Below are 23191 nucleotides of genomic sequence, written 5' to 3'. Positions count from 1 at the left end.
TGCGGCCGCGGCTTTCCAAATCCGGTCACTTCTCAAGGTGCGTCCGGCTGCGGTAATCCTCCAGCGAAACCGGGCGATCAGGGATCTCGATGCGGAACTGGGTTCCGACAGTCGGTTTTTCCACAAGCGCGATCGTGCCGCCATGGGCGAGCACCAGCTCGCGGGCGATCGTCAGGCCGAGGCCGGTGCCGCCGGAGCGGGCGGAGCCGCGGAAGGCGGCAAAGAGGTTCTGGCGCGCCTTCAATGGCATGCCAGGCCCGGTATCATCCACGGTGATGCTGACGACGCTGCCGACGCGCTGGGCGGCGACGGTGATGCGTCTGACCGCGCCCGGGACACCCTCGCCCGGCGCCGTCAGCGCCTGCAGCGCGTTGCGGCAGAGATTGTGGATGACCCGGAACAGCTGCTCGCCATCGGCATCGACCTTGAGATCGGCGCCGATCTGCTCGGTGAATTCGATGCCGCTTTGCGGATCGATCGCCAGCATGTCCTTGACGTCCTGGGTTAGTTCCAAAAGCGGGATATGGCGACGGCGCGGGGCGGATTCGCTCGCCTTGCCGTAGGACAGCACCTCGGTGGTATAACCGACGGCGCGATCGATGGTGCGCAGGAGCTTCGGGGCAAAACTCTTGACCATCGGATCGTCGACATCGACCAGCCGGTCCGACATCAGCTGCGCCGAGGCGAGGATATTGCGCATGTCGTGATTGATCTTGGAGACGGCGAGGCCGAGCGCGGCGAGGTTCTTCTGCTGCTTCAGCGTCTTTTGCAGCTCCATCTGCATCGAGGTAAGGTTGCGGCCGGCGACCGCCAGTTCGTCGCGGCCGCCATCGCCGATGTAAATATGGGCGGGGTTCTCAGGATCGGAGGAGAATTGCTGCATGCTGCCGGTCAGCCGGCGGATAGGGCCGATCAGGATGCGGTTGATCGCAAAAAAGATCAGCGTCGCGGTAAAGAGCGAGATCAGCACCGACAGCAGCAGAACGTTGCGGGAATAGGCAAACATCGCCGTGCGCAGCTGCCTGTCCTTCATCACGACCTCGACGCCGGTATTGGTGTCGCCGACCGGGCCGTAGACGCGGATCATCCTGCTGCCGCCGAAGATCAAGGTGTCGAGCGCATCGCGTATCGCCGTTGCCGGCGGCACATCGGTGAGATCATAGGCTTCATCGACCGAGGTCGGCATGTCGGTCGTCGCCAAGAGCCGCGAGGTACCGTCCTTGCGCAGCACGATCGCCTTGGTGCCGGTCGCCTCCAGGGTCTCCTTCTGCAGCGCCCGCGGCAGCTCGACCGGCTGGAGTCCGTCGATGACGATCGCGGCGGCAGCGGCCGTGTTCAGCCTGTCCTGCAGCCAGCGTATCCGCATGCTGGCGACCGAGGGGAAGAAAATCAGGATTTCGGCGAGCATGATAAAGACGACGGTGAGCCAGAGCAGCTTGCCCGACAATCCACCGAACATGCCAGCAGACGGGCACGGCGCCCTGACCGCCTCGCCGGCCGCGGGGATTTCCGCCGAAGGATTGTCGCCCTGATCTTGTACCGGCATTCTCGTCTCGCCCGATCGGCAGCACTGCAGCCGCCCCCATCTAGAACAGGATTGGTTTCAGGCCGGTCGGCCCGCAACCAATCCTGTTCTCGATTCTTTAGCTAGCGCATGATGTCGTCCGAAAACCGCTCACACTTTTCGGCATCATGCCCTGGGTCTCTATATTAGACCAAAAGGCTCCGCTTTCAAATCTTTGCGAGCAGCGTCATGTCGTCACAAAGAAACGCCGCCCGAGAGGAGTACAAAACCCCTCCCCAACCCCTCCCCACAAGGGGGAGGGACTAATTTGCGGCCCCCGCGCAGCAAATATCAGCCTTTCCGCGGATGGGAGGATGAAGTGGAAAGCGCCGGTGCGACAGGTTAAGCCCCTCCCCCTTGTGGGGAGGGGTTTGGGGCGGGGTCTTTGCCCAGCGCGGACCGGGCAGAAAAAACTAACGCCGCCCGGAGGCGGCGTTAAAAATGGCGATGGTCAACAACAGATCAGAACTCTTCCCAGTTCTGCTCGGCCGCGGCCGCATTGCCGCCGAAGGCGCGGGCGACCTTGGCGATGGCGCGGCGGGCGGGCGAGGCGACCGGTCTTTGCGGCTCGTTGCGAACGAGCGCCACCGGTGCCCTGGTGTCATCGGCCAGTTTGAAGCGGGCAATGAGGCTGACCAGCCCACCGGCTTCGGCCGAAAGCCTGTGGGTGGCGGCGGAGGTCTCCTCCACCATGGCGGCATTCTGCTGGGTCACCTGGTCCATCTGGTTGACGGCGGTATTGACCTCCTTGAGGCCGGTCGACTGCTCGGTCGCAGCCGTGGCGATCGAATGGATATGGTCGTTGATGGCGATGACACGGGTGCCGATTTCCGCCAGTGCCTCGCCGGTCGCCTGCACCAGCTTAACGCCGACCTGCACCTCGTCGCCCGACTTGGTGATCAACGCCTTGATGTCCTTGGCGGCCGTTGCCGAGCGCTGGGCGAGTTCGCGCACTTCCTGGGCGACGACCGCAAAGCCCTTTCCGGCCTCGCCGGCGCGTGCCGCCTCGACGCCGGCGTTCAGCGCCAGCAAATTGGTCTGGAAGGCGATCTCGTCGATGACGTTGATGATCTGGCTGATTTCGCGCGAGGCCTGCTCGATGCGGCCCATCGCCTCGACGGCGTTGCGCACGACGACGCCGGAAGCGCCTGATTTGTCCTTGGCTTCGGAAACCATGACGGTTGCTTCATGCGCCCGCTCGGTTGAGTTCTGGACGACGGCAGTGATCTGATCGAGCGCTGCCGAGGTCTGTTCGAGGGCGGCCGCCTGCTGCTCGGTGCGCTTCGACAGGTCGTCGCTGGCATTGCGCAGCTCGGCGGTGTTGCCGTTCATCGCTTCGGTCGTCTCGCGCACCTCGCGCATCGTCGCCTGCAGGGTGACGAAGGTGTTGTTGACGTTCTGCTGCAGCTCGGCGAAGGCGCCCTGGAAGCTGCCGCGCATCGTCTGGGTGAGGTCGCCCTCAGCAAGGCTGGCGATGACGCGGCGGGTCTCGCCGATGCCGGCATCGACGCTCGACAGCAGCGTGTTGATGTTGCCGGCGAACCGGTTGAGGTTCTCGTCCTCATAGTCCTTGTCGATGCGGTGGCTGAAATCGCCGGCCGCAGCCGCGGCGACGACGACCGACATGCTCGACTGCAGGTCGTCGCTCTTGGCGCGCATCGCCGCCTCCTGGGCGTTCAGGCGCTTGACGGCAAGGCCGTTCTGCTTGAAGACCGCGACCGCCGCGGCCATCTCGCCGATTTCGTCCCGGCGTCCGGCAAAGGGAACCTCGGCCTCGAAATTGCCGTCGGCGACTGCGTTGATCGCATGGGTGACGCGCTTGATCGGGCGGCTCAGATGGCTGGTGCCGATATAAAAGCCCATGCCGATGCCGGCCGCGATGCCGACGCCGGTGATGCTGAGGACGAGCATCAGCACCCAGGAGCGGAAGCTTTCGATCTCGGCATTGACGGTCTCCAGCGCGGCTTTATCGATGGCGACGACCGCGTCGATCTCCGCCTGGAACGCCTTGCGGTTGGCGCGGTTGGCTTCATTATTGCCCTGGGCGCTGGCGGCCTCGGGGCCGACTTCGGTGCCGAGACGGGCCGTTTCCGCGCGGAAGGTGCGGAATTCCGCGGCGCGGGCAGAAAGCTTGGCAAAATCGCCCTTCTCATCTTCGGGAACGAGCGGCGCCCAACCGGCGATAACCTTGTCGATCTCGTCGAGGCCGGCCAGCAAGCCCTTGGCGAAGTTCGGCGTATCCTTGATCGTCTTGGCGGCATAGATGCCGCGCGATTCCATCACCACGGCCGTGACGAAGCGGTTGAGGCGTTCGCCGGCATAGGCACGGGCGGCCGCCTGCTCGTAGGCCGTCAGGTTGCGGCTGTATTCATGCATGGCCGACAATGCCGTTGCGCCGATCAGAAGCGCGACGGAGCCCATCACGCATACCAGCAGATTAATTTTGCCACGGATCTTCAATGCACTGTCTCCTACCTACGCCACTGCCTGGAAAGCAAATTGCCAGCCGATGATCCGAATATCGGAGAAATTTATTAAAGTTCGATTTCCAATATTTACGATTATGGCTAGGGGAAATCTTCCGTATCGGCCCTGGCGAGGACGCAAAAGCCCTGGAAAACCGGGCGATCGATCTGCACCGACGCCGAAGCACAACCAGTCGGCGCATGTCCAATTTCTTAACACCGGAATGCGAAAATACTTCTCAAGCTACCGGCGCGAGGTGAAATCATCCGGTATAATTGACTTTCACCGGCTTCGTCCGTATAAGCCGCCGCACGTCCGGTCACTCAGGCCTTTCATGGCCCGCCCGTTCGAAAAACAACGCTCCTTGCATCATGCAAATTCAAGAAGGGCCGCACTCCGCGGTGTTTAAATAAATGAAGCGTACCTACCAACCATCCAAGCTTGTTCGCAAGCGTCGCCACGGCTTCCGTGCGCGCATGTCTACCAAGGGTGGCCGCAAGGTCATCGCCGGCCGCCGCGCGCAGGGCCGCAAGCGTCTTTCGGCTTAAGGCCGGGTTGCCCGAGAAGAGATGGCGGGCGAATTGACGACCAACGAAGAAAAACACACTGTCGGGCGGCTGAAAAGCCGCCCGCAGTTTCTTGCCGTTCGCGAGGGCGAAAAACGCCGCGGCGGCCTCTTCCTTCTCGAAGTCCTCGACCGGAAGGAACCCGACAGCCAAGCCCGCGTCGGTTTCACAGTCACCAAAAAACATGGCAACGCAGTCGAACGCAACCGGATGCGCCGCCGCCTGAAAGAGGCGGTGCGGCTTCATGCGGGGTTTGCAATGCAGCCCGGACACGACTATGTGGTTGTCGCGCGCAGGGACGTGCTTGAGGCGTCCTTCAAAGAATTGGCCGCGGAACTGAAATTTCGCGTGGAAACCAGGCCGAAACCCCGGCGCTCCGGAGACGGACGCCCCAGGAACGTATGATGGAAAAAAACCGCAATTACTTCATTGCGATCGCTCTCTCGGTGCTGATCGTCCTCGGCTGGCAGTTTCTCTATATGAATCCGCGCATCGAGGCCCAGCGCAAGGCGCAGGAAGCCCAGAAGGCGCAGCAGAAGACCGAACAGGTGCAGCAGCCCGCGGCCGACGGCGCGACGCCCGCTCCGACCAGCGGTACGGCCCCCTCCGGTCAGGCCGTCGCCACGGCGACGCTCGAACAGGCGCTCGCCAAGAACCCGCGCGTCGTCATCGATACCCCTGCGCTTTCCGGCTCGATCAACCTTGCCGGCGCCCGGCTCGACGACCTGAAGCTCAAGGGCTATCACGAGACCGTCGACGACTCGAGCCCGACCATCACCCTGTTCAGCCCGGCGGAAACCAAGGACGGCTACTTCACCGAACTCGGCTACATCGGCAGCGACGCGACGGGCAGCGTTCCCGGCGCCTCGACGCTCTGGACCGCGCCCGAGGGCGCCAAGCTCACCGACAAGACCCCGGTGACGCTCTCCTATACCAATGACAAGGGCCTGACCTTCACCCGCACCATCTCGGTCGACGAACGCTACATGTTCACCGTCGCCGACAAGATCGAAAATACCGGCCAGGCTCCTGTATCGCTGTCTTCCTACGGCCGCGTGACGCGTTACAACAAGCCGACGACGCCCTCGGTCTACGTGCTGCATGAAGGCTTCATCGGCGTCATCGGCGACGACGGCCTGATTGAAACCAAGTATACCGCCGCCGAGAAAGAAGCCGTCATGCCGCCGAAATCCACCGGCGGCTGGCTTGGCATCACCGACAAATACTGGGCCGCGACGATCGTTCCGCCGCAGACGTCAGCCTACGAGGCGCGTTTCTCGCATTTTGCCGATGGCCAGCCGCGCTATCAGGCCGACTACAAGGACGACGCCTTCACCGTCGCGCCGGGCCAATCGATCGAGCTCAAGAACCTCGTCTTCGCCGGCGCCAAGGAAGTGCCCGTCATTGACGGCTATAAGGCCAGCTATTCGATCCCGAAGTTCGACCGGCTGATCGACTGGGGCTACTTCTATTTCATCACCAAGCCGATGTTCAAGCTGATGGATTTCTTCTTCCGCTTCTTCGGCAATTTCGGCGTGGCGATCCTGTGCACCACCATCGTCGTCAAGGCGTTGTTCTTCCCGCTCGCCAGCAAGCAATATGCTTCTATGGCGAACATGAAGCGCATGCAGCCGAAGATGGAGGAGCTGAAGGCGAAATTCGCCGACGACCGCATGGGGCTGCAGCAGGCGACCATGCAGCTCTACAAGGAAGAGAAGATCAATCCGATCGCCGGCTGCTGGCCGGTGGCGCTGCAGATCCCGATCTTCTTCTCGCTCTACAAGGTGATCTACATCACCATCGAAATGCGGCACGCGCCGTTCTTCGGCTGGATCAAGGACCTTTCGGCGCCCGATCCGACGTCGATCGTCAACCTGTTCGGCCTGCTGCCCTTCGAGGCGCCGACCCTACTGCATCTCGGCGTCTGGCCGCTGATCATGGGTGTTACCATGTTCCTGCAGATGCGCATGAACCCGACGCCGCCCGATCCGACCCAGGCGATGATCTTCAACTGGATGCCGCTGGTATTCATGTTCATGCTGGCAAGCTTCCCGGCCGGCCTGGTCATCTACTGGGCCTGGAACAACACGCTCTCGGTCGCGCAGCAGTCGGTGATCATGAAGCGCCAGGGCGTCAAGGTCGAACTCTTCGACAATCTGAAGGGCCTGTTCCGGCGAAAACCGGCGCCGTCGAAATGACGCTCTCAAGCCCCGCTCCGGCGGGGCTTTTCATTTCCGGGCGGACCGAGGCGCGAAGCGCAGACCACCTCGAAGCTTGACATCTGTCCGCAAAACCACGAAGCCGACTTAAGACCGAACCCTAGGATTGCCGAGCCCGTATGCCCGAAACCGAAAAGCCGCTCTTCGGCCACCCATGGATCTTCATCCGCGGCGTCCCGTCGCTCAACTTCCTGCCGCCGGAAGGGCCGCTTGAGGTGGCATTCGCCGGCCGTTCCAATGTCGGCAAGTCGTCGCTGATCAATGCGCTGGTCGGCCAGAAGGGGCTGGCGCGCACCTCGAACACGCCGGGGCGCACCCAGGAGCTCAATTATTTCGTTCCGGATGGCTATTCCGGCGAAAGCGGCGACATGCCGCCGATGGCGATCGTCGACATGCCGGGCTATGGCTATGCGCAGGCGCCGAAGGACATGGTCGACAAGTGGACCAAGCTGGTTTTCGACTATCTGCGCGGCCGCGCGACGCTGAAGCGCGTCTATGTGCTGATCGACAGCCGCCACGGCATCAAAAAGAACGACGATGACGTGCTCGATCTGCTCGACAAGGCGGCCGTCTCCTATCAGATCGTGCTGACCAAGACCGACAAGATCAAGGCGCCCGCCGTGCCGAAGCTGCTTGCCGAGACCGCGGACAAGATCCGCAAGCGCCCGGCCGCCTATCCCGGCGTGCTGTCCACCTCATCGGAAAAGGGCGACGGACTGGACGACCTGCGCCAGGCGATCGCGCAAACCGTCGGCATCGCAAACTGGAAATAAAAGGGGCGCCCCGAAGGGCGCCCCTGCCTCTGCCGATACCGGCGATCTTACATCTTCGGCAGCAGCACCTTGTCGACGACATGAATGACGCCGTTCGACTGTTTGACGTCGGCGATCGTGACATGCGAGACGCCGCCGTTTTCGTCGGTCAGCGTGATCTTGCCCATGCTTTCCCTGGCTTTCAGCACGCAGCCGCCGACGGTCTTGATGTCGTGCTCGCCTCCGTCATCCTTGATCATCTTGGCAACGGTCTTGGCCATCGCATCGGCGGCAATCACATGGCAGGTCAGAACCTTGGTCAGCGTCGCCTTGTTTTCCGGCTTGAGCAGCGTCTCGACTGTGCCCTTCGGCAGGGCGGCGAAAGCTTCGTTGGTCGGCGCAAAGACGGTGAAGGGACCTTTGCCCTCGAGCGTGCCGACCAGGCCGGCTGCCTTGACGGCTGCCACCAGCGTCGTGTGATCCTTGGAATTCACGGCGTTTTCGATGATGTTCTTGGTGGCGAACATCGCCGCGCCGCCGACTTCGGGGTTCTTGGCGGCAGCGAAGGCGACGGCCGACAGGGCGGTGGCGAGCGCGAAGCCGCGCAATACGGACTTGATCATGATTTTCTCCTCACCGGACACCATCCGCGGGGCTTTATGCCTGAGCGTCGTCCGGACATTTCGAACTACGGGGGGCCGCGCCAAAGAGTTTCAGGGAAGAGAAAATGATTTTACGGCCGGCACGATTTGCGGCCGGCGCCCGATCATGGCCGGCGTAAAGCGCCGCTGGCGATCACCGGACCGGTGGCCTGGCCGGTCGGCGAGCCGCCGAAGGGTTCGAGGCTGACGGCCAGCGTTGCGCCATCGGCGAGATGGCCGCGCAGATCGGCTGATATGACGAGTTCGCCGCTTTCGCCCGGCTGGAAGACGCCGAGCGATTTCGGCAGGCCGCTGCCCGGCACCAGCCAGAGTTCCAGCGACTTCTCCTCCGGCTTGCCGGCAGCGACCGGCACGATCTTCAGCCGGCCGCTCTGCAGCTCGTAGGAGGCAAGAAGATTGATGGCGCTGTTCTGGCCGGAAAGCGAGGCCACCAGCGGTGTCGGTCCCTGCGGCTCAGGCACCACGCCGGAGGCGAAGATGACGGCGCTGACGGCGACGACGATGCAGGCAAAGCTCAGCGAGCGCCAGAAAACCGCCGAATTCCAGAGCCCTTGCGAAAAGGATGCCGGTTTTTCAGCATCGCCGAAAAGCCGTGCCTCGATCCGCTTGAAGGTTTCCCGGTTTGGAGCGGCGGTTTCATACTCGTCATTGAAGGCGGAAAGATTGGTTTCCCAGCGGCTGACGATCGCCGCAAAGGGCCGATCGTGGCGCATGCGCTCTTCCACCACCCGCCGGTCCTGCAGCGACAGGACGCCGAGCACATATTCGCCGGCGAGAACCTCGTCGCGGGAGCGGTCTCCCTTGCTTTTGTCGGGCGATGTCATCGTTCCATGCACTCTCTCAGTTTCAACAGGCTGCGCCTGAGCCAGGTCCGCATCGTGTTCAGCGGCACACCAAACTGATCGGCCAGTTCCTGATAGCTCAGCCCTTCGACATAAGCCCGTTTCACCGCGACCGCACGATCAGCTTCCAACTCTTCCATGCAGGTGTCAATCCGCCTTCCTTCATCCTTCGTCACCGTCTGCATTTCCGGGTCGAGTGCGGCGTCGGCAAGATCGTAGGCGCTGTCCAATTCGTCGGCGACAGGCTTGCGCGTCCTCAGCGTATCGATCGACCGGTTGCGGGCAATCGCCGAAAGCCATGCCGAAGGCGAACCCGTGGCTGCCTGGAAACTTCCAGCCCTTTGCCAGATGCTGATATAGATTTCCTGCAGGGCTTCTTCGGCTTCCGTGCGATCCTTCAAGATACGCAGGCAGATGGCAAAAAGTTTCGCTCCGGTCTGATTGTAAAGGGCAACAAAGGCCCTGCGGTCGCCGAGCGCGACGCGGCCGATCAGGTCTGCAATCTCATCGCCTTGCATGCCGTTCCTCATATCACGCTTGCATGCGCCGCACGGCAAAGGCCGCCGGCTCCGCGCCAGATACGAAAAACTATTGCCCTCTGGATTATTCCCTCTGTCGGAAACTTGCGATAAAAGGCCGCGAACAATTCCGCGGGGTCCCCATGAACGAGTCCGAAAGCGAACTGCAGGCACGGCTTCTGGCCAAGGCGCTGCCCTTCATGCAGCGTTACGAGAACAAGACGATCGTCGTGAAATATGGCGGCCACGCCATGGGCAATCCCGAGCTCGGCAAGGCCTTTGCCAGCGACATCGCACTGTTGAAGCAATCCGGCGTCAACCCGATCGTCGTTCACGGCGGCGGCCCGCAGATCGGCGCCATGCTGAACAAGATGGGCATCGAATCGAAATTCGAGGGCGGGCTGCGCGTCACCGACCAGAAGACGGTCGAGATCGTCGAGATGGTGCTCGCCGGCTCGATCAACAAGGAAATCGTCGCGCTGATCAACCAGACCGGCGAATGGGCGATCGGCCTGTGCGGCAAGGACGGCAACATGGTCTTCGCCGAAAAGGCGCGCAAGACCGTCAAGGATCCGGATTCCAACATCGAGCGGGTGCTCGATCTCGGCTTCGTCGGCGAGGTGGTCGAGGTCGACCGCACGCTGCTCGATCTGCTTGCCCGCTCCGAGATGATCCCGGTGATCGCCCCCGTCGCGCCCGGCCGCGACGGCGCCACCTACAATATCAATGCCGATACCTTCGCCGGCGCCATAGCCGGGGCGCTGAACGCCACCCGGCTGCTGTTCCTGACCGATGTGGCCGGCGTGCTCGACAAGAACGGCCAGCTGATCAAGGAGCTTTCCGTCGCCGAAGCCCATGCGCTGATCGCCGACGGCACGATCTCGGGCGGCATGATCCCCAAGGTCGAGACCTGCATCGACGCGATCAAGGCCGGCGTCCAGGGCGTCGTCATCCTGAACGGCAAGACCGCCCATTCCGTCCTGCTGGAAATCTTCACCGAACACGGCATCGGCACGCTGATCGTTCCCTGAGCGAATATATCGCCGGCATTCAAGAGAGCCTCACCCTGCGGTGCCCCGGAGGGACCTCGAAGGGAGGGGCGGGTGCACTGGCGGTCGATGATGCAAGGAGCGATGCCGCGGCGTGTCCTTCGAGGCTTCGCCCTGCGGGCTGCGCGCCTCAGAGCTTGTGAAGCTTTTGAATCCGGCGCGTTTTTGGCCGATCTTGGCTGGCCGATGCAGTCGAGCGTCAGGCGATTGCGCGCTGCGTTCGGATGGTCGCGTGTTGGTGTCTGGGTGGTGACAGTGGCTCAGCCCTTGGCAAGCCGATGGCCTTGCAAGATATTGTTGGTGAGTGCGTAGCAGAGCACGACGGCCTGGACCTTTTCGATGCCGCGCACCGTCAATTGTCGCAGATTCCAGTTGCGCCAGCGGGCATGGACGCATTCGCAGATCGATCGGGGTTTGTACTGAGCCTTGCCCGCCTCGCTTGCCATGCGGGCCCGCCAGGCCGACACACCCGGACCGTCGCCGCGGCGCGGCAAGAAGGGATCGGTTCCGTGCTTGGACTGAGTGGGCGGACAAAAGACCTCAACCCCTTCGCCGTGCGCCCACTCGATATCTTCAGCGCTGCCAAAGCCGCCATCGGCGAGATAGCGCCGCGGCAGATGGCCGCTTAGCGCGCGCAACCGCTCCAGCATCGGCCGCATGAGGCCGCGATCGGAGCCGGCATTGGTCACCTCGAGCCCGACCACGAACTGCTCACCGGCCGTGCTCGCAACCTGCACATTATAACCCGGGCGGAAGCCGCCGTCGGCCATCTTCATCACCCGCGCCTGTGCATCCGTGCTGGAGGCGCGCGGCTCCTTCGGCTTTTTGCCATTGCCGCGCTTTTCTTCGCGCGCCTGGCGATGGCGCTCGATCTCGTCAAGAGCGACCTGGGCTGCTCTGAGCCGCTCGCCGCGCTCGCGCGCCGCCCGCTCCCTGGCCGCCTCGATGCGCCGAGTGCTGGCATCCGAACGCGCATCGACCTCGTGCTTGAGCTGATCCACAACCGCCTCGGCAATGGAAAGATGCCGATCAAGCGTCGCTTTGCGGCCGAACGAGGCCGCACCCGCGCTTGCCCGGACCCGCACGCCATCCTGCGCCAGACAATCGAGAGTGACGAGGCCGGCACCGGCAAGCGCCGCCAGATGCTCGGCAAGCAGCCGGTCGAGCAAATCGGCGCAACCAACCCGAAAATCCGACAGTGTGTGATAGTTCACCGAGACACCGCCGCACAGCCAGCGATAGACGTCGTGGCTCCCGCACTGCCGTTCCAGCGCCCGCGCGCTGCCGACGCCGTCGCTGCTGGCATAGAGCCACAGCGCCAGCAAAAGCCGTGGCGAAATCGGTGGATGGCCTGGCCGGTGCTCACGCGCCTTGATCCGATCTTCGAGCGTGCTCAGATCCAGTCCCTCGACATAGTTCCAAATGACCCGCACCGCATGATCCTGGCCGATCAAGCTGTCGATATCGACGGCACGCAACTCGATCTGATCGCGCACCGGCTCACGCATGCGCGCCGCTCCGCGTCCCACCTGAGCACTTCGCCGCGCTCCATGCACCGGCAATCCTTCGAACAGGTCGTCGCCCACCATCATCCCCCAAGCAAATCAACGACCCAACAGAATCACAATCCAATCGCCTCCGCTACCAAACATTCACAGGCTCTCAGGATGAGGCAGGTTGGAGGATGCCGCGCCGAGGCACAGGCCAGGGAGAGACCGCTCAGCCTCTGCATGAGGTGCGCTCGCCGCAGATCATTGTCCGCCTGCAAACCCACCCAAGCCCCAATATCCATCCGACAGGTCGCAAATCGTCCGATGTAGCCTTGGCAAGATTTCGAATCGTGTTTTAGGTTGCGGCCTGAAAACCAAACGGGTCGAGCAAACAGATGCGCCTTACAGACTGCTATAATTTCCACGACTTCCGGCGCATGGCCAAGCGGCGTCTTCCCGGGCCGATCTTCGATTATATCGACGGTGCGGCCGATGACGAGGTGACGTATCGGCGCAATACCGCCGCCTTCGAGGCTTGCGATCTGGTGCCCGATGTTCTCAGGGGCGTGGCCGAGGTCGACATGTCGGTGACGGTCATGGGGCAGAAGCTGGCGATGCCGGTCTATTGCTCGCCGACGGCGCTGCAGCGGCTGTTTCACCACCAGGGGGAGCGGGCGGTGGCGGCGGCGGCGGCCAAACACGGCACGATGTTCGGCGTCTCCTCGCTCGGCACGATCAGCCTTGAGGAAGCCAGACAGCTCAGCGCCGGGCCGCAGGTCTATCAGTTCTATTTCCACAAGGACCGCGGCCTCAACCACGAGATGATGGCGCGGGCGAAAACTGCCGGCGTGCAGGCGATGATGCTGACGGTCGACAGCATCACCGGCGGCAACCGCGAGCGCGACAAGCGCACCGGTTTTGCCATTCCCTTCAAGCTCAATCTTGCCGGCATGACGCAGTTTGCGATCAAGCCCTCCTGGGCGATCGACTGGCTGACGCATGAGCGCTTCCGGCTGCCGCAGCTCGAAAACCACGTCAAGATGGATGGCGGCGCGCTGTCGATCAGCCGCTACTTCACCGAAATGCTCGATCCCTCCATGTCATGGGACGACGTGGCGGAGATGGTACGCGCCTGGGGCGGCCAGTTCTGCCTCAAGGGCATCATGTCGGTCGAAGACGCCAAGCGCGCCGTCGAGATCGGCTGCACCGGCATCGTGCTCTCCAATCATGGCGGGCGCCAGCTCGACGGTTCGCGCAGCGCCTTCGACCAGCTGGCCGAAATCGTCGATGCGGTCGGCGACCGGATCGACGTGATGATGGATGGCGGCGTGCAGCGGGGCACGCATGTTCTGAAAGCCTTGTCGCTGGGGGCCAAAGCCGTCGGCCTCGGCCGCTACTATCTCTTCCCGCTTGCCGCCGCCGGACGGCCCGGCGTCGAACGGGCGCTGGAGACGATACGCACCGAGATCGAGCGCGGCATGAAGCTGATGGGCTGCACCTCGGTCGACCAGCTGACACGGCGCAATCTGCGCTTCCGTTCCTGAGCGGAGCGGGATGTCATTTTCGGGCCGCAGCCTTTCATGCGGATGCGGCCCGAAAATATCTCAGAGCGGGCTGTAAATCGCCGCCGCCTCCTGCTTCAGCTTTTCCATCATCGACCGGTAGGGCCCCGGCCCATAGCTGATGCGGCCGACGCCGAGCCTTGCCAGGGTTTTCACATCGGGAGCGCCGGCCCGCATCATGACATTGACCGGCAGAGCCGATGCGGCGCAGATCTTTTCGATCAAGCCAGGATCGATCAGGCCGGGCACGAAGAAGCCGTTGCCGCCGGCCGCCGCATAGGCCCTGCCCCGCTCGATCGCCTCGTCCACCAGACCGGCATGCTTGGCAAGATCGCTCTCGGCCAGGAAAAGATCGGTGCGGGCGTTGATGAAGAAGGGAATATCCTTGCCATCGGCCATGGCGCGAATGGCGCGGATGCGGGCCGCCTGGCTCTCGGCGGGATAGAGCCCCTCGCCGGCAACCACCCGATCTTCGAAATTGATGCCGACGGCGCCGACCTCGACCAGCCTGGCGACATTGGCGGCCGCCGCCACGGGCTCCGCCGAATAGGCGCCTTCGAAATCCACCGAAAGCGGCAGATCGACGAAGTCGATGATGGATTTCGCCGTCTCCACAAGCACCGACATCGGCAGTTTCTCGCCATCGGCGAACCCGTGGGCCGCGGCAACCGACCAGCTTCCGGTCGCCAGCGCCTTGGCGCCGGCATCCGTTACCGCCTTTGCCGTGCCGGCATCCCAGATATTGTAGAGGACGATCGGATTGCCCTTTTGGTGAAGCGCGGCGAATGCCTTGGCCTTCTCAGTCTGATTCATGCTGTCTCCTCCATCTTCGCCTGTGTGCTGATCTTTTCTTCATGGCGCAGCAGCCATTGCTTGCGCCAGAGCCCGCCGCCGTAGCCAGTCAGCGATCCGTCCGCGCCGAGGATACGATGGCATGGCACGATGATGGCCAGCTGGTTGGCGCCATTGGCGCGGCCGACGGCACGTACCACCTCCGGCCTTTGCATCTCCCTTGCGAGATCGCCATAGGCGCGCGTCTTTCCGACAGGGATCGCCATCAGCTTTGCCCAGACATGTTTTTCGAAGGCTGTGCCGCCGAGCGCCAATGGCGTCGCGAAAACGGTGAGCCGTCCCTCGAAATAATCCCGGATCTCCGCCTCGATCTGATCGATGACAGGGCTGCGGCCGATCGCGACCGAGGAGCGGACCCGTTTCTGCAGTGCCTTGAGCTCGCTCGGCAGCGCCTTGCGGTCGTGAAATTCGAGAAGATGCAGGCAGGTTTTGTCGGCAACCGCGATCATCGGTCCGAGCGGCGTGTCGAACCAGTCGGCAAACAGCAGTTCGCGGTTCTGCGAAAGCGCCGGCGCCTTGCCGACGAGCCGCTGAAAAGCCGTGCGAAAGCCGCTCGGAGACTCGTAGCCGGCGTCGATCTGCGCATCGATGACCCGCGCGCCATCGGCCAGTTGCCGGGCCGCTTCGCCGAGCCTGATATAGCGGACGATATCATGGAAGGTCATGCCGAGCGCCCGTTTGAAGGCGCGGCGCACCGTCGAGGGATCATGGCCGCGGCGCACCAGCTCGTCTTCCGTCCAGCGAACCTCCGGCTCGCCGTCAAGCGCGGCCAGCAGCGCGTCGACGATCGGCTCCCGGCCCGGCTGCTCCAGCGGCCGGCAGCGCCGGCAGGGACGGAAGCCGGAATGCATGCAGGCAGCGATCGTCTCGAAGAATAGCGTGTTCTCCCGCTTCGGCTTGCGCGCCGGGCAGGTCAGACGGCAGAAGATGCCTGTCGTCTTGACGCAAACATTGGCCTGGCCCTCATAATCGGCGCTGCGCGCGATCAAGGCGTCATAGAGCGTATCATCGTCGGGGCGTTCGAAAAGCATATCCGCTTTCTAGCATTCCGCGCATGCGACGTCCGCCGAAAATCGGGCGTCTATTTTATTCTTGCCGATTTCCTTGCGGCTGCACCCATGTCATAAGTCCGCCATGACAAAGATCGACCGCACGCCTGACAAAACCGACTTCGCGCACGTCACAGACTGGGTCTTCGACCTCGACAACACGCTCTATCCGCATCATGTCAATCTCTTCGCGCAGATCGACAAGAACATGACCGCCTATGTCGCCGCGCTCTTACAGATGGAGCGGGAAGAGGCGCGCAGGCTGCAGAAGCAATATTATCTCGAGCATGGCACGACGCTGCAGGGGCTGATGATCCATCACGGCATCGACCCGAACGACTTTCTCGAAAAGGCGCATGCGATCGACTATTCGGCGCTGACGCCGCAGCCGGAACTCGGCCAGGCGATCAAGGCGCTGCCGGGGCGAAAGTTCATCTTCACCAATGGCAGCGTCAAACATGCGGAAATGACGGCCGGCGCGCTCGGCATTCTCGAGCATTTCGACGACATCTTCGATATTGTCGCCGCCGACTATGTGCCGAAGCCGGCGCAGGCGACCTACGACAAGTTCACGGCGTTAAAACGCGTCGAAACGAGCAAGGCGGCGATGTTCGAGGATCTGCCGCGCAACCTGACGGTGCCGAAGGCGCTCGGCATGCAGACCGTGCTCTTGGTGCCGCGCAATCTGGAAGACACGCTCGTCGAATGGTGGGAAAAGACCAGCGGCGAAGAGGATCATATCGACTTCGTCACCGACGACCTCGTTGCCTTTCTCGGCAAGATTGCCGGTCCGGGCTGATTGAGCCCCCGGCTGACGGCGACGGACGGATTACCAAAGTTTCATTCAGCTTACCGATGTTTAACTGGGTCTTTCCGCCCACCTGCCGTAGCTTTCTTCGTGAGGGGACACCTCACGAAAGGCAAATACGATGTACCGCAACAAGCTGATACTGGCAGCGCTTTCCTCCACCCTGATCTTCGGCGCAGCCGCCGGGGCAGGTCATGCCGCACCCGGCGACGGGCCGCGTCAGCACCCCGGCATGCACGGTCCACATGGTCCAGGAGCTGCCGCCTTCCGCGAAGTCACCTATGTCAGAATGCTCAAGCAGTTCGACGCGAACAAGGACGGAAAGGTCACCAAGGAGGAGGCGACTGCCGGCCTCGACAAGGTTTTCGCTGCGATCGACACCAACAATGACGGCTCGCTGACGCCGGGCGAAATCCAAGCCTACCAGAAGACGCAGATGCAGGCGATGCGAGATCAGCGCAAGCAGCAGGCCGGCGAAAACAAGGATACGGATACCGCCGCCGCGACGCCGGATAATGACGACCAGGGACGGCCGCCACGCGACGGGCACGATGGTCGTGACGGGCATCGCTGGATGCGCCATGGCGGCAACATCATGCGCGCCTCGTTGATGATGCATCGGATCGATACCGACCAGAACGGCCAGATTTCCAAACAGGAAGCCGTCGCCGCCTTCGACAAGCTGTTTGCGCGGATGGACCGCAACAAGGACGGCGTCATCTCAATCGACGACATGCCGGACCGGCCGCTGCTGTAAGGCCGCTGCGGTAAGCCCGCTACTGTAAGCCCCCTTACTGTAAGGTTGGGCGAACCATTGCCTCCGCTCTTTCCCCGCCGGGCGGGGAAAGAGACAGGTCTCACGGTCGAGACGCTGAGCCGCTATTCGCGATGCTCATAGAAATCCTGGATGATCTTCCAGGCGGCCTCGGCCGTGTCGACGAAGCTGATCAGCTTGACGTCGTCGGGCGCGATGGTGCCGAATTCGGCCAGGGCATCGAAATTGACGATGCTGCGCCAGAAGGCCTCGCCGAAAAGGATCAGCGGCAGGCGCTCCATGCGGCCGGTCTGGATCAGCGTCAGGCATTCGAAGAATTCGTCGAGCGTTCCGAAGCCGCCGGGAAAGACGGCGATCGCCTTGGCGCGCACCATGAAATGCATCTTGCGGATGGCGAAATAGTGGAAGTTGAAGCTGAGCTCCGGCGTCACATAGGCGTTCGGCGCCTGCTCGTGCGGCAGCACGATGTTGAGGCCGATCGAGGGCGCACCCTCGTCGGCCGCGCCGCGATTGCCGGCCTCCATGACGCCGGGACCGCCGCCGGTGACGATGACATATTCCTGGAACCCGAGGGTCGCCGAATATTTCGAGCAGAGCCGGGCGAATTTGCGCGCCTCGTCATAATAGACGGAAGCCGCTTCCAGATTGGCGCGCTGGATATCGTTGCGCGCCGCCCAGGCGCTCTGGCCAGGGGCGGGAATACGGGCGCCGCCGAACATGACGACGGTCGAGCGGATGCCGCGCTCCGTCAGCATCATCTCCGTCTTCAATAGCTCCAGCTGCAGCCGGATCGGCCGCAGCTCCTCGCGGCAGAGGAAGTCCTCGTCGACATAGGCGAGACGATAGGCGGGCGACATCGTCTGCGGCGTCTTCGGCACGGCTTCGGCGCGCTGCCGGTCGGTCGAGCTGCTCTTCAGCGGGTCCCATACGCCATCCTTGCGCCGCGAACCGCCGTTTCGTCCCTTCGCCATATCGAAATGCCTTTCAGTATTGCCGGCTACGAAGCCGGATATGTCGCTATAACGCCTTGAATCCAGGTATGATCTTGTCGGAAAAATCATTCCGTTCTACGGCTGCATGCTGTAGAGCAGGATAAACACCGCCAACCGCGTTCCGGAGACTCCGCCGTCTCCACGATAAAGATCGAAGTTTAAGGAATTCTCATGAGCGCCACCGACCTCGCATCCCTCGAAAAGACCATCGAAGCCGCCTTCGACAATCGCGACAATGTGAACACGTCGACGAAGGGCGAGGTTCGCGATGCCGTCGACACAGCGCTCGACCTGCTCGATGCCGGCAAGGTCCGTGTCGCCACGCGCGGCGCCGACGGTGCCTGGACGGTCAATCAGTGGCTGAAGAAGGCCGTGCTGCTGTCTTTCCGCCTCAACGACATGGATGTGGTCAAGGGCGGCTCCGGCAATTCCACCTGGTGGGACAAGGTCCCGTCGAAATTCGAAAATTGGGGCGAAAACCATTTCCGCGCCGCCGGCTTCCGCGCCGTGCCGAATTGCGTCGTGCGCCGCTCGGCCTATATCGCCCCGAACGCCATCCTGATGCCCTCCTTCGTCAATCTCGGCGCCTATGTCGGCGAAGGCACGATGGTCGATACCTGGGCGACGGTCGGCTCCTGCGCGCAGATCGGCAAGCATGTGCATCTTTCCGGCGGCGTCGGCATCGGCGGCGTGCTGGAGCCGATGCAGGCCGGCCCGACGATCATCGAAGACAATTGCTTCATCGGCGCCCGTTCGGAAGTGGTCGAAGGCTGCATCATCCGCGAAGGCTCGGTGCTCGGCATGGGCGTCTTTATCGGCAAGTCGACCAAGATCGTCGACCGCGCCACCGGCGAAGTGAGCTACGGCGAAGTGCCGCCCTATTCCGTCGTCGTTGCCGGCTCGATGCCGTCGGGCAATGCGACGATGGGCAACGGCAAGCCGGCGCCGCATCTCTACTGCGCCGTCATCGTCAAGCGCGTCGATGAACAGACCCGCTCCAAAACCGGCATCAACGAGCTGCTCAGAGACTGATGACACCAGGACATTGATCCGGTAAACAGACGGCGTCTTTTTGAGCGAGGCGCCGCCGCCTTGCCATGTCTTTGCCATTCCCGCCGGATAGTTCGACGCCATGACCGCTACCGATCCCGTCGCCAATCTTCAGACGCTGATTCGCTGCCCCTCCGTGACACCAGCCGAAGGCGGCGCCTTGTTGGCGCTCGACGCCATGCTTGCGCCGCTCGGCTTCACCGTCGATAAGGTGAAAGCAAGCGAGGCGGGAACGCCCGACATCGAAAACCTCTATGCCCGCCTCGGCAGCGACGGCCCGCATCTGATGTTTGCCGGCCACACCGATGTCGTGCCGGTCGGTGACGAGGCTGCCTGGACACATGCGCCCTTTGCCGCCGAGATATCGAAGGGCGAACTGTTCGGCCGCGGCGCCGTCGACATGAAGGGCGGCATCGCCTGTTTCGTCGCCGCCGTCGCCCGCCATATCGAGAAGAGCGGACCGCCCAAGGGCTCGATCTCCTTCCTGATCACCGGCGACGAGGAAGGCCCGGCGATCAACGGCACGATCAAGCTGTTGCAATGGGCGGCTGAGCGCGGCGAGCGCTGGGATGCCTGCCTGGTCGGCGAGCCCACCAATCCGGACAGGCTAGGCGACATGATCAAGATCGGCCGGCGCGGCTCGCTGTCGGGCAGGATCACCGTGCACGGCGTGCAGGGCCATGCCGCCTATCCGCATCTTGCCGACAATCCGGTGCGCGGCATGCTGCAGCTGACGCAGGCGCTGATGGACCCGCCCTTCGACGGCGGCACCGACGATTTCCAGCCCTCGAACCTCGAAGTGACCACGGTCGATGTCGGCAATCCGGCGACCAACGTCATTCCGGCCAAGGCATCGGCAAGTTTCAACATCCGCTTCAACGACAGCTGGACGGCCGAGACGCTGCGCGCCGAAATCCTGCGCCGTCTGCAAGCCGCCGCCGGCGACGGCCGGCTGCGGCCAGGCCGCGAACCGGTGAAATACGATATCGTCTGGGCCGACCGGCCGAGCCACGTCTTCCTGACCCGCAACAATGCCCTGATCGCCTCGCTGTCGTCGGCCGTCGAGAGCGTGACCGGCCGTTCGCCCAAGCTTTCGACCACCGGCGGCACCTCGGATGCACGTTTTATCAAGGATTATTGCCCGGTCGTCGAGTTCGGCCTTGTCGGCCAGACGATGCACATGGTCGACGAACGCGTGGCCGTTACCGATCTGGAGATGCTGACGGCGATCTACGAAACCTTCATCGCCCACTGGTTCGCCCATGCCGGGACTTAGGGAAGTCCAGTATTATCTGGCCGGCCTCTGGCTGCTGATCCGGCTGGATCCGCGCGGCTTCCGCTACCTCGACATGTCCGAGCGCGGCGTCAACCGCTCGTTCTGGGCGATCGCCTGGTGCCTGCCGCCGATGGGCATTTCCTGGCTCTGGTGGCGGCAGGTCTTTCTGCGGTCGATGCCGCCGGAAGCCGATGTCGGCTTTGCCTTCTATATCCGGCTCGGCTTCGTCGAACTCGCCAACTGGTTCGTGCCGCTGGTCTTTGCCGGGCTGCTGCTGCTTGCCTTCCGCATGGGTGAGCGTTTCGCCCCCGTCGTCGTCAGCGTCAACTGGCTCGGCGTGCCGCTCTCCTATATCAACGGGCTGCTGCTGGCGATGGTGGTCTTCCTTCCCGGCTCCGTCGGCCTGGTCTCGCTGCTGCTGCTGGCCTTCATGCTGGCGCAGGTCTTCGTTCTGGCGCGCATTCTGCGGATGATCTGCCACGGCCACGCGCTGATGGTCGGCGCAATGACGCTGGTGCTGCTGGTGCCGTCGATGATCCTTTCGGAATATCTGCAGCACTTCCTCGGCCTCTATCCGGTCTGATCGAGCCTAGAGCCTTTCCTGGTTAGATTGAAGCATTCTGCCGGAGCAGGTTTTCGTCAGGGCAGAGGCGATTGGCGAAGGGCATACCCCTTGGTACGTCCGAGCCGATCGCCTCTGATCCTGGCGGAAAGATGCCCGGCCCACCGGCCGCACCGCTTCGCCGTGGCGAAGCGATAAGTGCGTCCGGCGATTTCCAAGTCTTGCAGATTTGCCAGGCAAATCTGCGGGAGGGTTGGCTAAAACGGGCCGGCTGATCGACCGGCCGGCTTGGCCGTAGAACTGGGCTACGACGCGCGCCGGCCGGTCGACCATCCGACTCCGTTTGAGCCAACAGAATGATTCAATCTAACCAGGAAAGGCTCTAGGATTGATCGTCATCGGGATCGCTGACCGGCCTGCGCCGGTCGGGGATCACGTCGGGATAATCCACCTGCAGGAAATAGAGCCCGTCGGGCGGCGCCACCGGGCCGCAGGCTTTGCGGTCGCGCGCTTCCAGAGCCGCCTCGACATCGTCAGGCGTCCATTTGTCTTCACCGGCGAGCTTCAGCGTGCCGGCGAAGGAACGGATCTGGTTGTGGAGGAAGCTTTGCGCCGTGGCGCGGATCTCGATCAGCTCGCCGCTGCGCGTCACATCCAGCCGGTCGAGCGTGCGCACCGGGCTGTTTGCCTGGCAATGAGCGGCGCGGAAGGTGGAGAAATCGTGGCGGCCGACCAGCCGCTGAGCAGCGGCATGCATGACTTCGTGGTCGAGCGCCTTCGGCACCCACCAGGCCTTGCCGGCTTCCAGCGCCAGCGGCGCCTTGCGGCTGACGATGCGATAGAGGTAATGGCGGCGCAGCGCCGAAAAGCGGGCATCGAAGAATTCCGGAACCGCCGCGACATCGAGAATGGCGACACGCTCGCAGGCAAGCCTCAGATGTGCGTTCAAGGCGTTCTGCAGCTGGTAGGGCGACCAGTCTTTGGAAAGATCGGCATGGATCACCTGCCCCATGGCGTGGACGCCCGAGTCGGTGCGGCCGGCGCCGCGGATCGAGACGGTCTCGCCGGTCAGCGACAACACTGCCGCTTCGATCGCGCCCTGCACCGAGGGGCCGTTCTCCTGCCGCTGCCAGCCGACATAGGGGCCGCCGTCATATTCGACGGTCATGCGGAACCGCGGCATCAGGAAAGCCTCGTGCCGGCGGCAAGCGGCATGCCCCTGAGGAAATCGGCTGCAGCCAGCGGCTTGCCGCCTGCCTTCTGCAGCCGCGTCAGGCGCACCGCGCCGGAGGCGCAGGCGACCACGAGATCATCGCTCAGCAATTGCCCGGCAGCCCCCTCGCCCTCAGCCAGCTCGGATCCCAGCACCTTCACCCGCTCCGGTTTGCCGCCGATCTCGAGCTCGAACCAGGCGCCCGGAAAAGGCGCCAGGCCGCGGATATGATTGTGCACATCTTTGGAATCCCTGGCGAAATCGATGCGCGTCTCGGCCTTGTCGATCTTGGCGGCATAGAGCACGCCTTCTTCCGGCTGCGGCGTCAGCGACAGGCCGTTCATCTCAAGCTTCACCATGGCTTCCGCCATCGCCTTGGCGCCGACCTGCATCAGCCGGTCGTGCAGCTCGCCTGCCGTCATGTTCGGGCCGATCTCGACTTTTCGGGTCAGCGCGACGGCGCCGGTATCGAGGCCTTTATCCATCTTCATCACCATCATGCCGGTTTCTGCGTCACCCGCCATGATCGCCCGCTGGATGGGTGCGGCACCCCGCCAGCGCGGCAGCAGCGAGGCATGGCCGTTGTAGCAGCCGTCGCGGGTGCCGTTCAAAACCGCCTCCGGCAGCAGCAAGCCGTAAGCGACGACGACGGCGACATCGGCATTGAGGGCGGCAAACCTCTCGCGCTCCTCGGCATCCTTGAAATTGACCGGCGTGAAAACCGGAAGACCGAGCAGTTCGGCCGCCTGATGCACCGGCGACTTCTGCAGATCGAGGCCGCGCCGCCCGCCCGGCCGCGGCGGCTGGGTATAGACGGCGACGATCTTGTGGCCGGCATCGACGAGCAGGCGCAGGGTCGGAACCGAGAACTCGGGTGTTCCCATGAAGATGATGCGAAGCGACATTCTATCTCGCCAATTGAGG

The 23191-nt window shown here is 63.1% G+C and carries 22 protein-coding genes; 11 read left to right on the top strand and 11 right to left on the bottom strand.

Going from position 1 to position 23191, the window contains the following annotated elements:
- Positions 1-25 precede the first annotated feature (25 nt).
- Both AMK05_RS02360 and AMK05_RS02355 read right to left on the bottom strand, forming a co-directional pair.
- On the bottom strand, positions 26-1546 hold the full coding sequence (locus AMK05_RS02360) for an ATP-binding protein (protein ID WP_064836195.1): 1521 nt from the start codon (positions 1544-1546) through the stop codon (positions 26-28).
- 480 nt (positions 1547-2026) lie between these two features.
- Complete coding sequence (locus tag AMK05_RS02355; RefSeq protein ID WP_064836193.1) at positions 2027-4024, bottom strand: methyl-accepting chemotaxis protein; 1998 nt, start codon at positions 4022-4024, stop codon at positions 2027-2029.
- Between the two features lie 419 nt (positions 4025-4443).
- Here AMK05_RS02355 and rpmH point away from each other — a divergent pair, with 419 nt between their 5' ends.
- The 4 genes from rpmH (at position 4444) to yihA (ending at position 7588) form a co-directional block, all read left to right on the top strand.
- Positions 4444-4578, top strand: coding sequence for a 50S ribosomal protein L34 (rpmH, locus tag AMK05_RS02350; RefSeq protein WP_003570740.1), 135 nt, complete (start codon positions 4444-4446; stop codon positions 4576-4578).
- A gap of 21 nt (positions 4579-4599) precedes the next feature.
- Positions 4600-5001, top strand: coding sequence for a ribonuclease P protein component (gene rnpA / locus AMK05_RS02345; RefSeq protein ID WP_064836191.1), 402 nt, complete (start codon positions 4600-4602; stop codon positions 4999-5001).
- On the top strand, positions 5001-6794 hold the full coding sequence (gene yidC / locus AMK05_RS02340; RefSeq protein ID WP_064836189.1) for a membrane protein insertase YidC: 1794 nt from the start codon (positions 5001-5003) through the stop codon (positions 6792-6794). The genes rnpA and yidC overlap by 1 nt, the downstream gene beginning before the upstream one ends.
- A gap of 140 nt (positions 6795-6934) precedes the next feature.
- Positions 6935-7588 (top strand): ribosome biogenesis GTP-binding protein YihA/YsxC, encoded by a 654-nt coding sequence (gene yihA / locus AMK05_RS02335; RefSeq protein ID WP_064836187.1) that lies wholly within the window; start codon positions 6935-6937, stop codon positions 7586-7588.
- Between the two features lie 47 nt (positions 7589-7635).
- Here the strand turns inward: yihA and AMK05_RS02330 are convergent, their stop codons facing one another.
- The 3 genes from AMK05_RS02330 to AMK05_RS02320 all read right to left on the bottom strand — a co-directional run bounded on the left by AMK05_RS02330 (position 7636) and on the right by AMK05_RS02320 (position 9589).
- Positions 7636-8190 carry a fasciclin domain-containing protein gene (locus AMK05_RS02330; protein ID WP_064836185.1) on the bottom strand — a complete coding sequence of 185 codons (555 nt, stop codon included), beginning with the start codon at positions 8188-8190 and terminating at the stop codon, positions 7636-7638.
- Between the two features lie 143 nt (positions 8191-8333).
- Complete coding sequence (locus AMK05_RS02325; protein ID WP_064836183.1) at positions 8334-9053, bottom strand: anti-sigma factor; 720 nt, start codon at positions 9051-9053, stop codon at positions 8334-8336.
- Entirely contained in the window at positions 9050-9589 is a 540-nt protein-coding gene (locus tag AMK05_RS02320) for a sigma-70 family RNA polymerase sigma factor (RefSeq protein WP_064836181.1), read from the bottom strand. The genes AMK05_RS02325 and AMK05_RS02320 overlap by 4 nt, the downstream gene beginning before the upstream one ends.
- Before the next feature lie 143 nt (positions 9590-9732).
- On the opposite strand from AMK05_RS02320, the gene argB reads away from it, so the two are divergent.
- Positions 9733-10620 carry an acetylglutamate kinase gene (argB, locus tag AMK05_RS02315; protein ID WP_003570750.1) on the top strand — a complete coding sequence of 296 codons (888 nt, stop codon included), beginning with the start codon at positions 9733-9735 and terminating at the stop codon, positions 10618-10620.
- 278 nt (positions 10621-10898) lie between these two features.
- On the opposite strand, the gene AMK05_RS02310 is transcribed toward argB, so the two are convergent.
- Positions 10899-12230 carry an IS1182 family transposase gene (locus AMK05_RS02310; RefSeq protein ID WP_082935607.1) on the bottom strand — a complete coding sequence of 444 codons (1332 nt, stop codon included), beginning with the start codon at positions 12228-12230 and terminating at the stop codon, positions 10899-10901.
- 293 nt (positions 12231-12523) lie between these two features.
- Between AMK05_RS02310 and AMK05_RS02305 the strand changes: the two genes are divergently transcribed.
- Positions 12524-13672, top strand: a complete 1149-nt coding sequence (locus tag AMK05_RS02305; protein WP_064836175.1) for an alpha-hydroxy acid oxidase — start codon at positions 12524-12526, stop codon at positions 13670-13672.
- A 60-nt stretch (positions 13673-13732) separates the two neighbouring features.
- Here AMK05_RS02305 and AMK05_RS02300 read toward each other — a convergent pair whose 3' ends face one another.
- Positions 13733-14503: an isocitrate lyase/PEP mutase family protein gene (locus AMK05_RS02300; protein WP_064836173.1), complete on the bottom strand. Its 771-nt coding sequence runs from the start codon at positions 14501-14503 to the stop codon at positions 13733-13735.
- Positions 14500-15573, bottom strand: a complete 1074-nt coding sequence (locus AMK05_RS02295) for a bifunctional transcriptional activator/DNA repair enzyme AdaA (protein WP_064836171.1) — start codon at positions 15571-15573, stop codon at positions 14500-14502. The genes AMK05_RS02300 and AMK05_RS02295 overlap by 4 nt, the downstream gene beginning before the upstream one ends.
- 103 nt (positions 15574-15676) lie before the next feature.
- Here AMK05_RS02295 and AMK05_RS02290 point away from each other — a divergent pair, with 103 nt between their 5' ends.
- A complete protein-coding gene (locus AMK05_RS02290) occupies positions 15677-16390 on the top strand; it encodes a pyrimidine 5'-nucleotidase (protein ID WP_064836169.1) in 714 nt (237 codons plus the stop codon).
- A 130-nt stretch (positions 16391-16520) separates the two neighbouring features.
- Positions 16521-17156: an EF-hand domain-containing protein gene (locus AMK05_RS02285; RefSeq protein ID WP_064836167.1), complete on the top strand. Its 636-nt coding sequence runs from the start codon at positions 16521-16523 to the stop codon at positions 17154-17156.
- A 122-nt stretch (positions 17157-17278) separates the two neighbouring features.
- Here AMK05_RS02285 and AMK05_RS02280 read toward each other — a convergent pair whose 3' ends face one another.
- Positions 17279-18145: an LOG family protein gene (locus tag AMK05_RS02280; RefSeq protein WP_049730666.1), complete on the bottom strand. Its 867-nt coding sequence runs from the start codon at positions 18143-18145 to the stop codon at positions 17279-17281.
- A gap of 192 nt (positions 18146-18337) precedes the next feature.
- Between AMK05_RS02280 and dapD the strand changes: the two genes are divergently transcribed.
- The 3 genes from dapD to AMK05_RS02265 all read left to right on the top strand — a co-directional run bounded on the left by dapD (position 18338) and on the right by AMK05_RS02265 (position 21075).
- A complete protein-coding gene (gene dapD, locus AMK05_RS02275) occupies positions 18338-19198 on the top strand; it encodes a 2,3,4,5-tetrahydropyridine-2,6-dicarboxylate N-succinyltransferase (protein ID WP_064836165.1) in 861 nt (286 codons plus the stop codon).
- Between the two features lie 100 nt (positions 19199-19298).
- Positions 19299-20492, top strand: a complete 1194-nt coding sequence (gene dapE, locus AMK05_RS02270; RefSeq protein ID WP_064836163.1) for a succinyl-diaminopimelate desuccinylase — start codon at positions 19299-19301, stop codon at positions 20490-20492.
- Positions 20479-21075, top strand: coding sequence for a hypothetical protein (locus AMK05_RS02265; protein ID WP_064836161.1), 597 nt, complete (start codon positions 20479-20481; stop codon positions 21073-21075). Before dapE ends, AMK05_RS02265 begins: the two co-directional genes overlap by 14 nt.
- Before the next feature lie 361 nt (positions 21076-21436).
- Here the strand turns inward: AMK05_RS02265 and truA are convergent, their stop codons facing one another.
- Complete coding sequence (gene truA / locus AMK05_RS02260) at positions 21437-22237, bottom strand: tRNA pseudouridine(38-40) synthase TruA (protein WP_064836159.1); 801 nt, start codon at positions 22235-22237, stop codon at positions 21437-21439.
- Positions 22237-23172 carry a methionyl-tRNA formyltransferase gene (gene fmt / locus AMK05_RS02255; RefSeq protein ID WP_064836157.1) on the bottom strand — a complete coding sequence of 312 codons (936 nt, stop codon included), beginning with the start codon at positions 23170-23172 and terminating at the stop codon, positions 22237-22239. The genes truA and fmt overlap by 1 nt, the downstream gene beginning before the upstream one ends.
- Positions 23173-23191: the final 19 nt, after the last annotated feature.

Source organism: Rhizobium sp. N324 (assembly GCF_001664485.1).
Taxonomy (GTDB): domain Bacteria; phylum Pseudomonadota; class Alphaproteobacteria; order Rhizobiales; family Rhizobiaceae; genus Rhizobium.
Note: the sequence above shows the minus strand (reverse complement) of the source record. Positions and strands in the feature narration are given on the sequence as shown.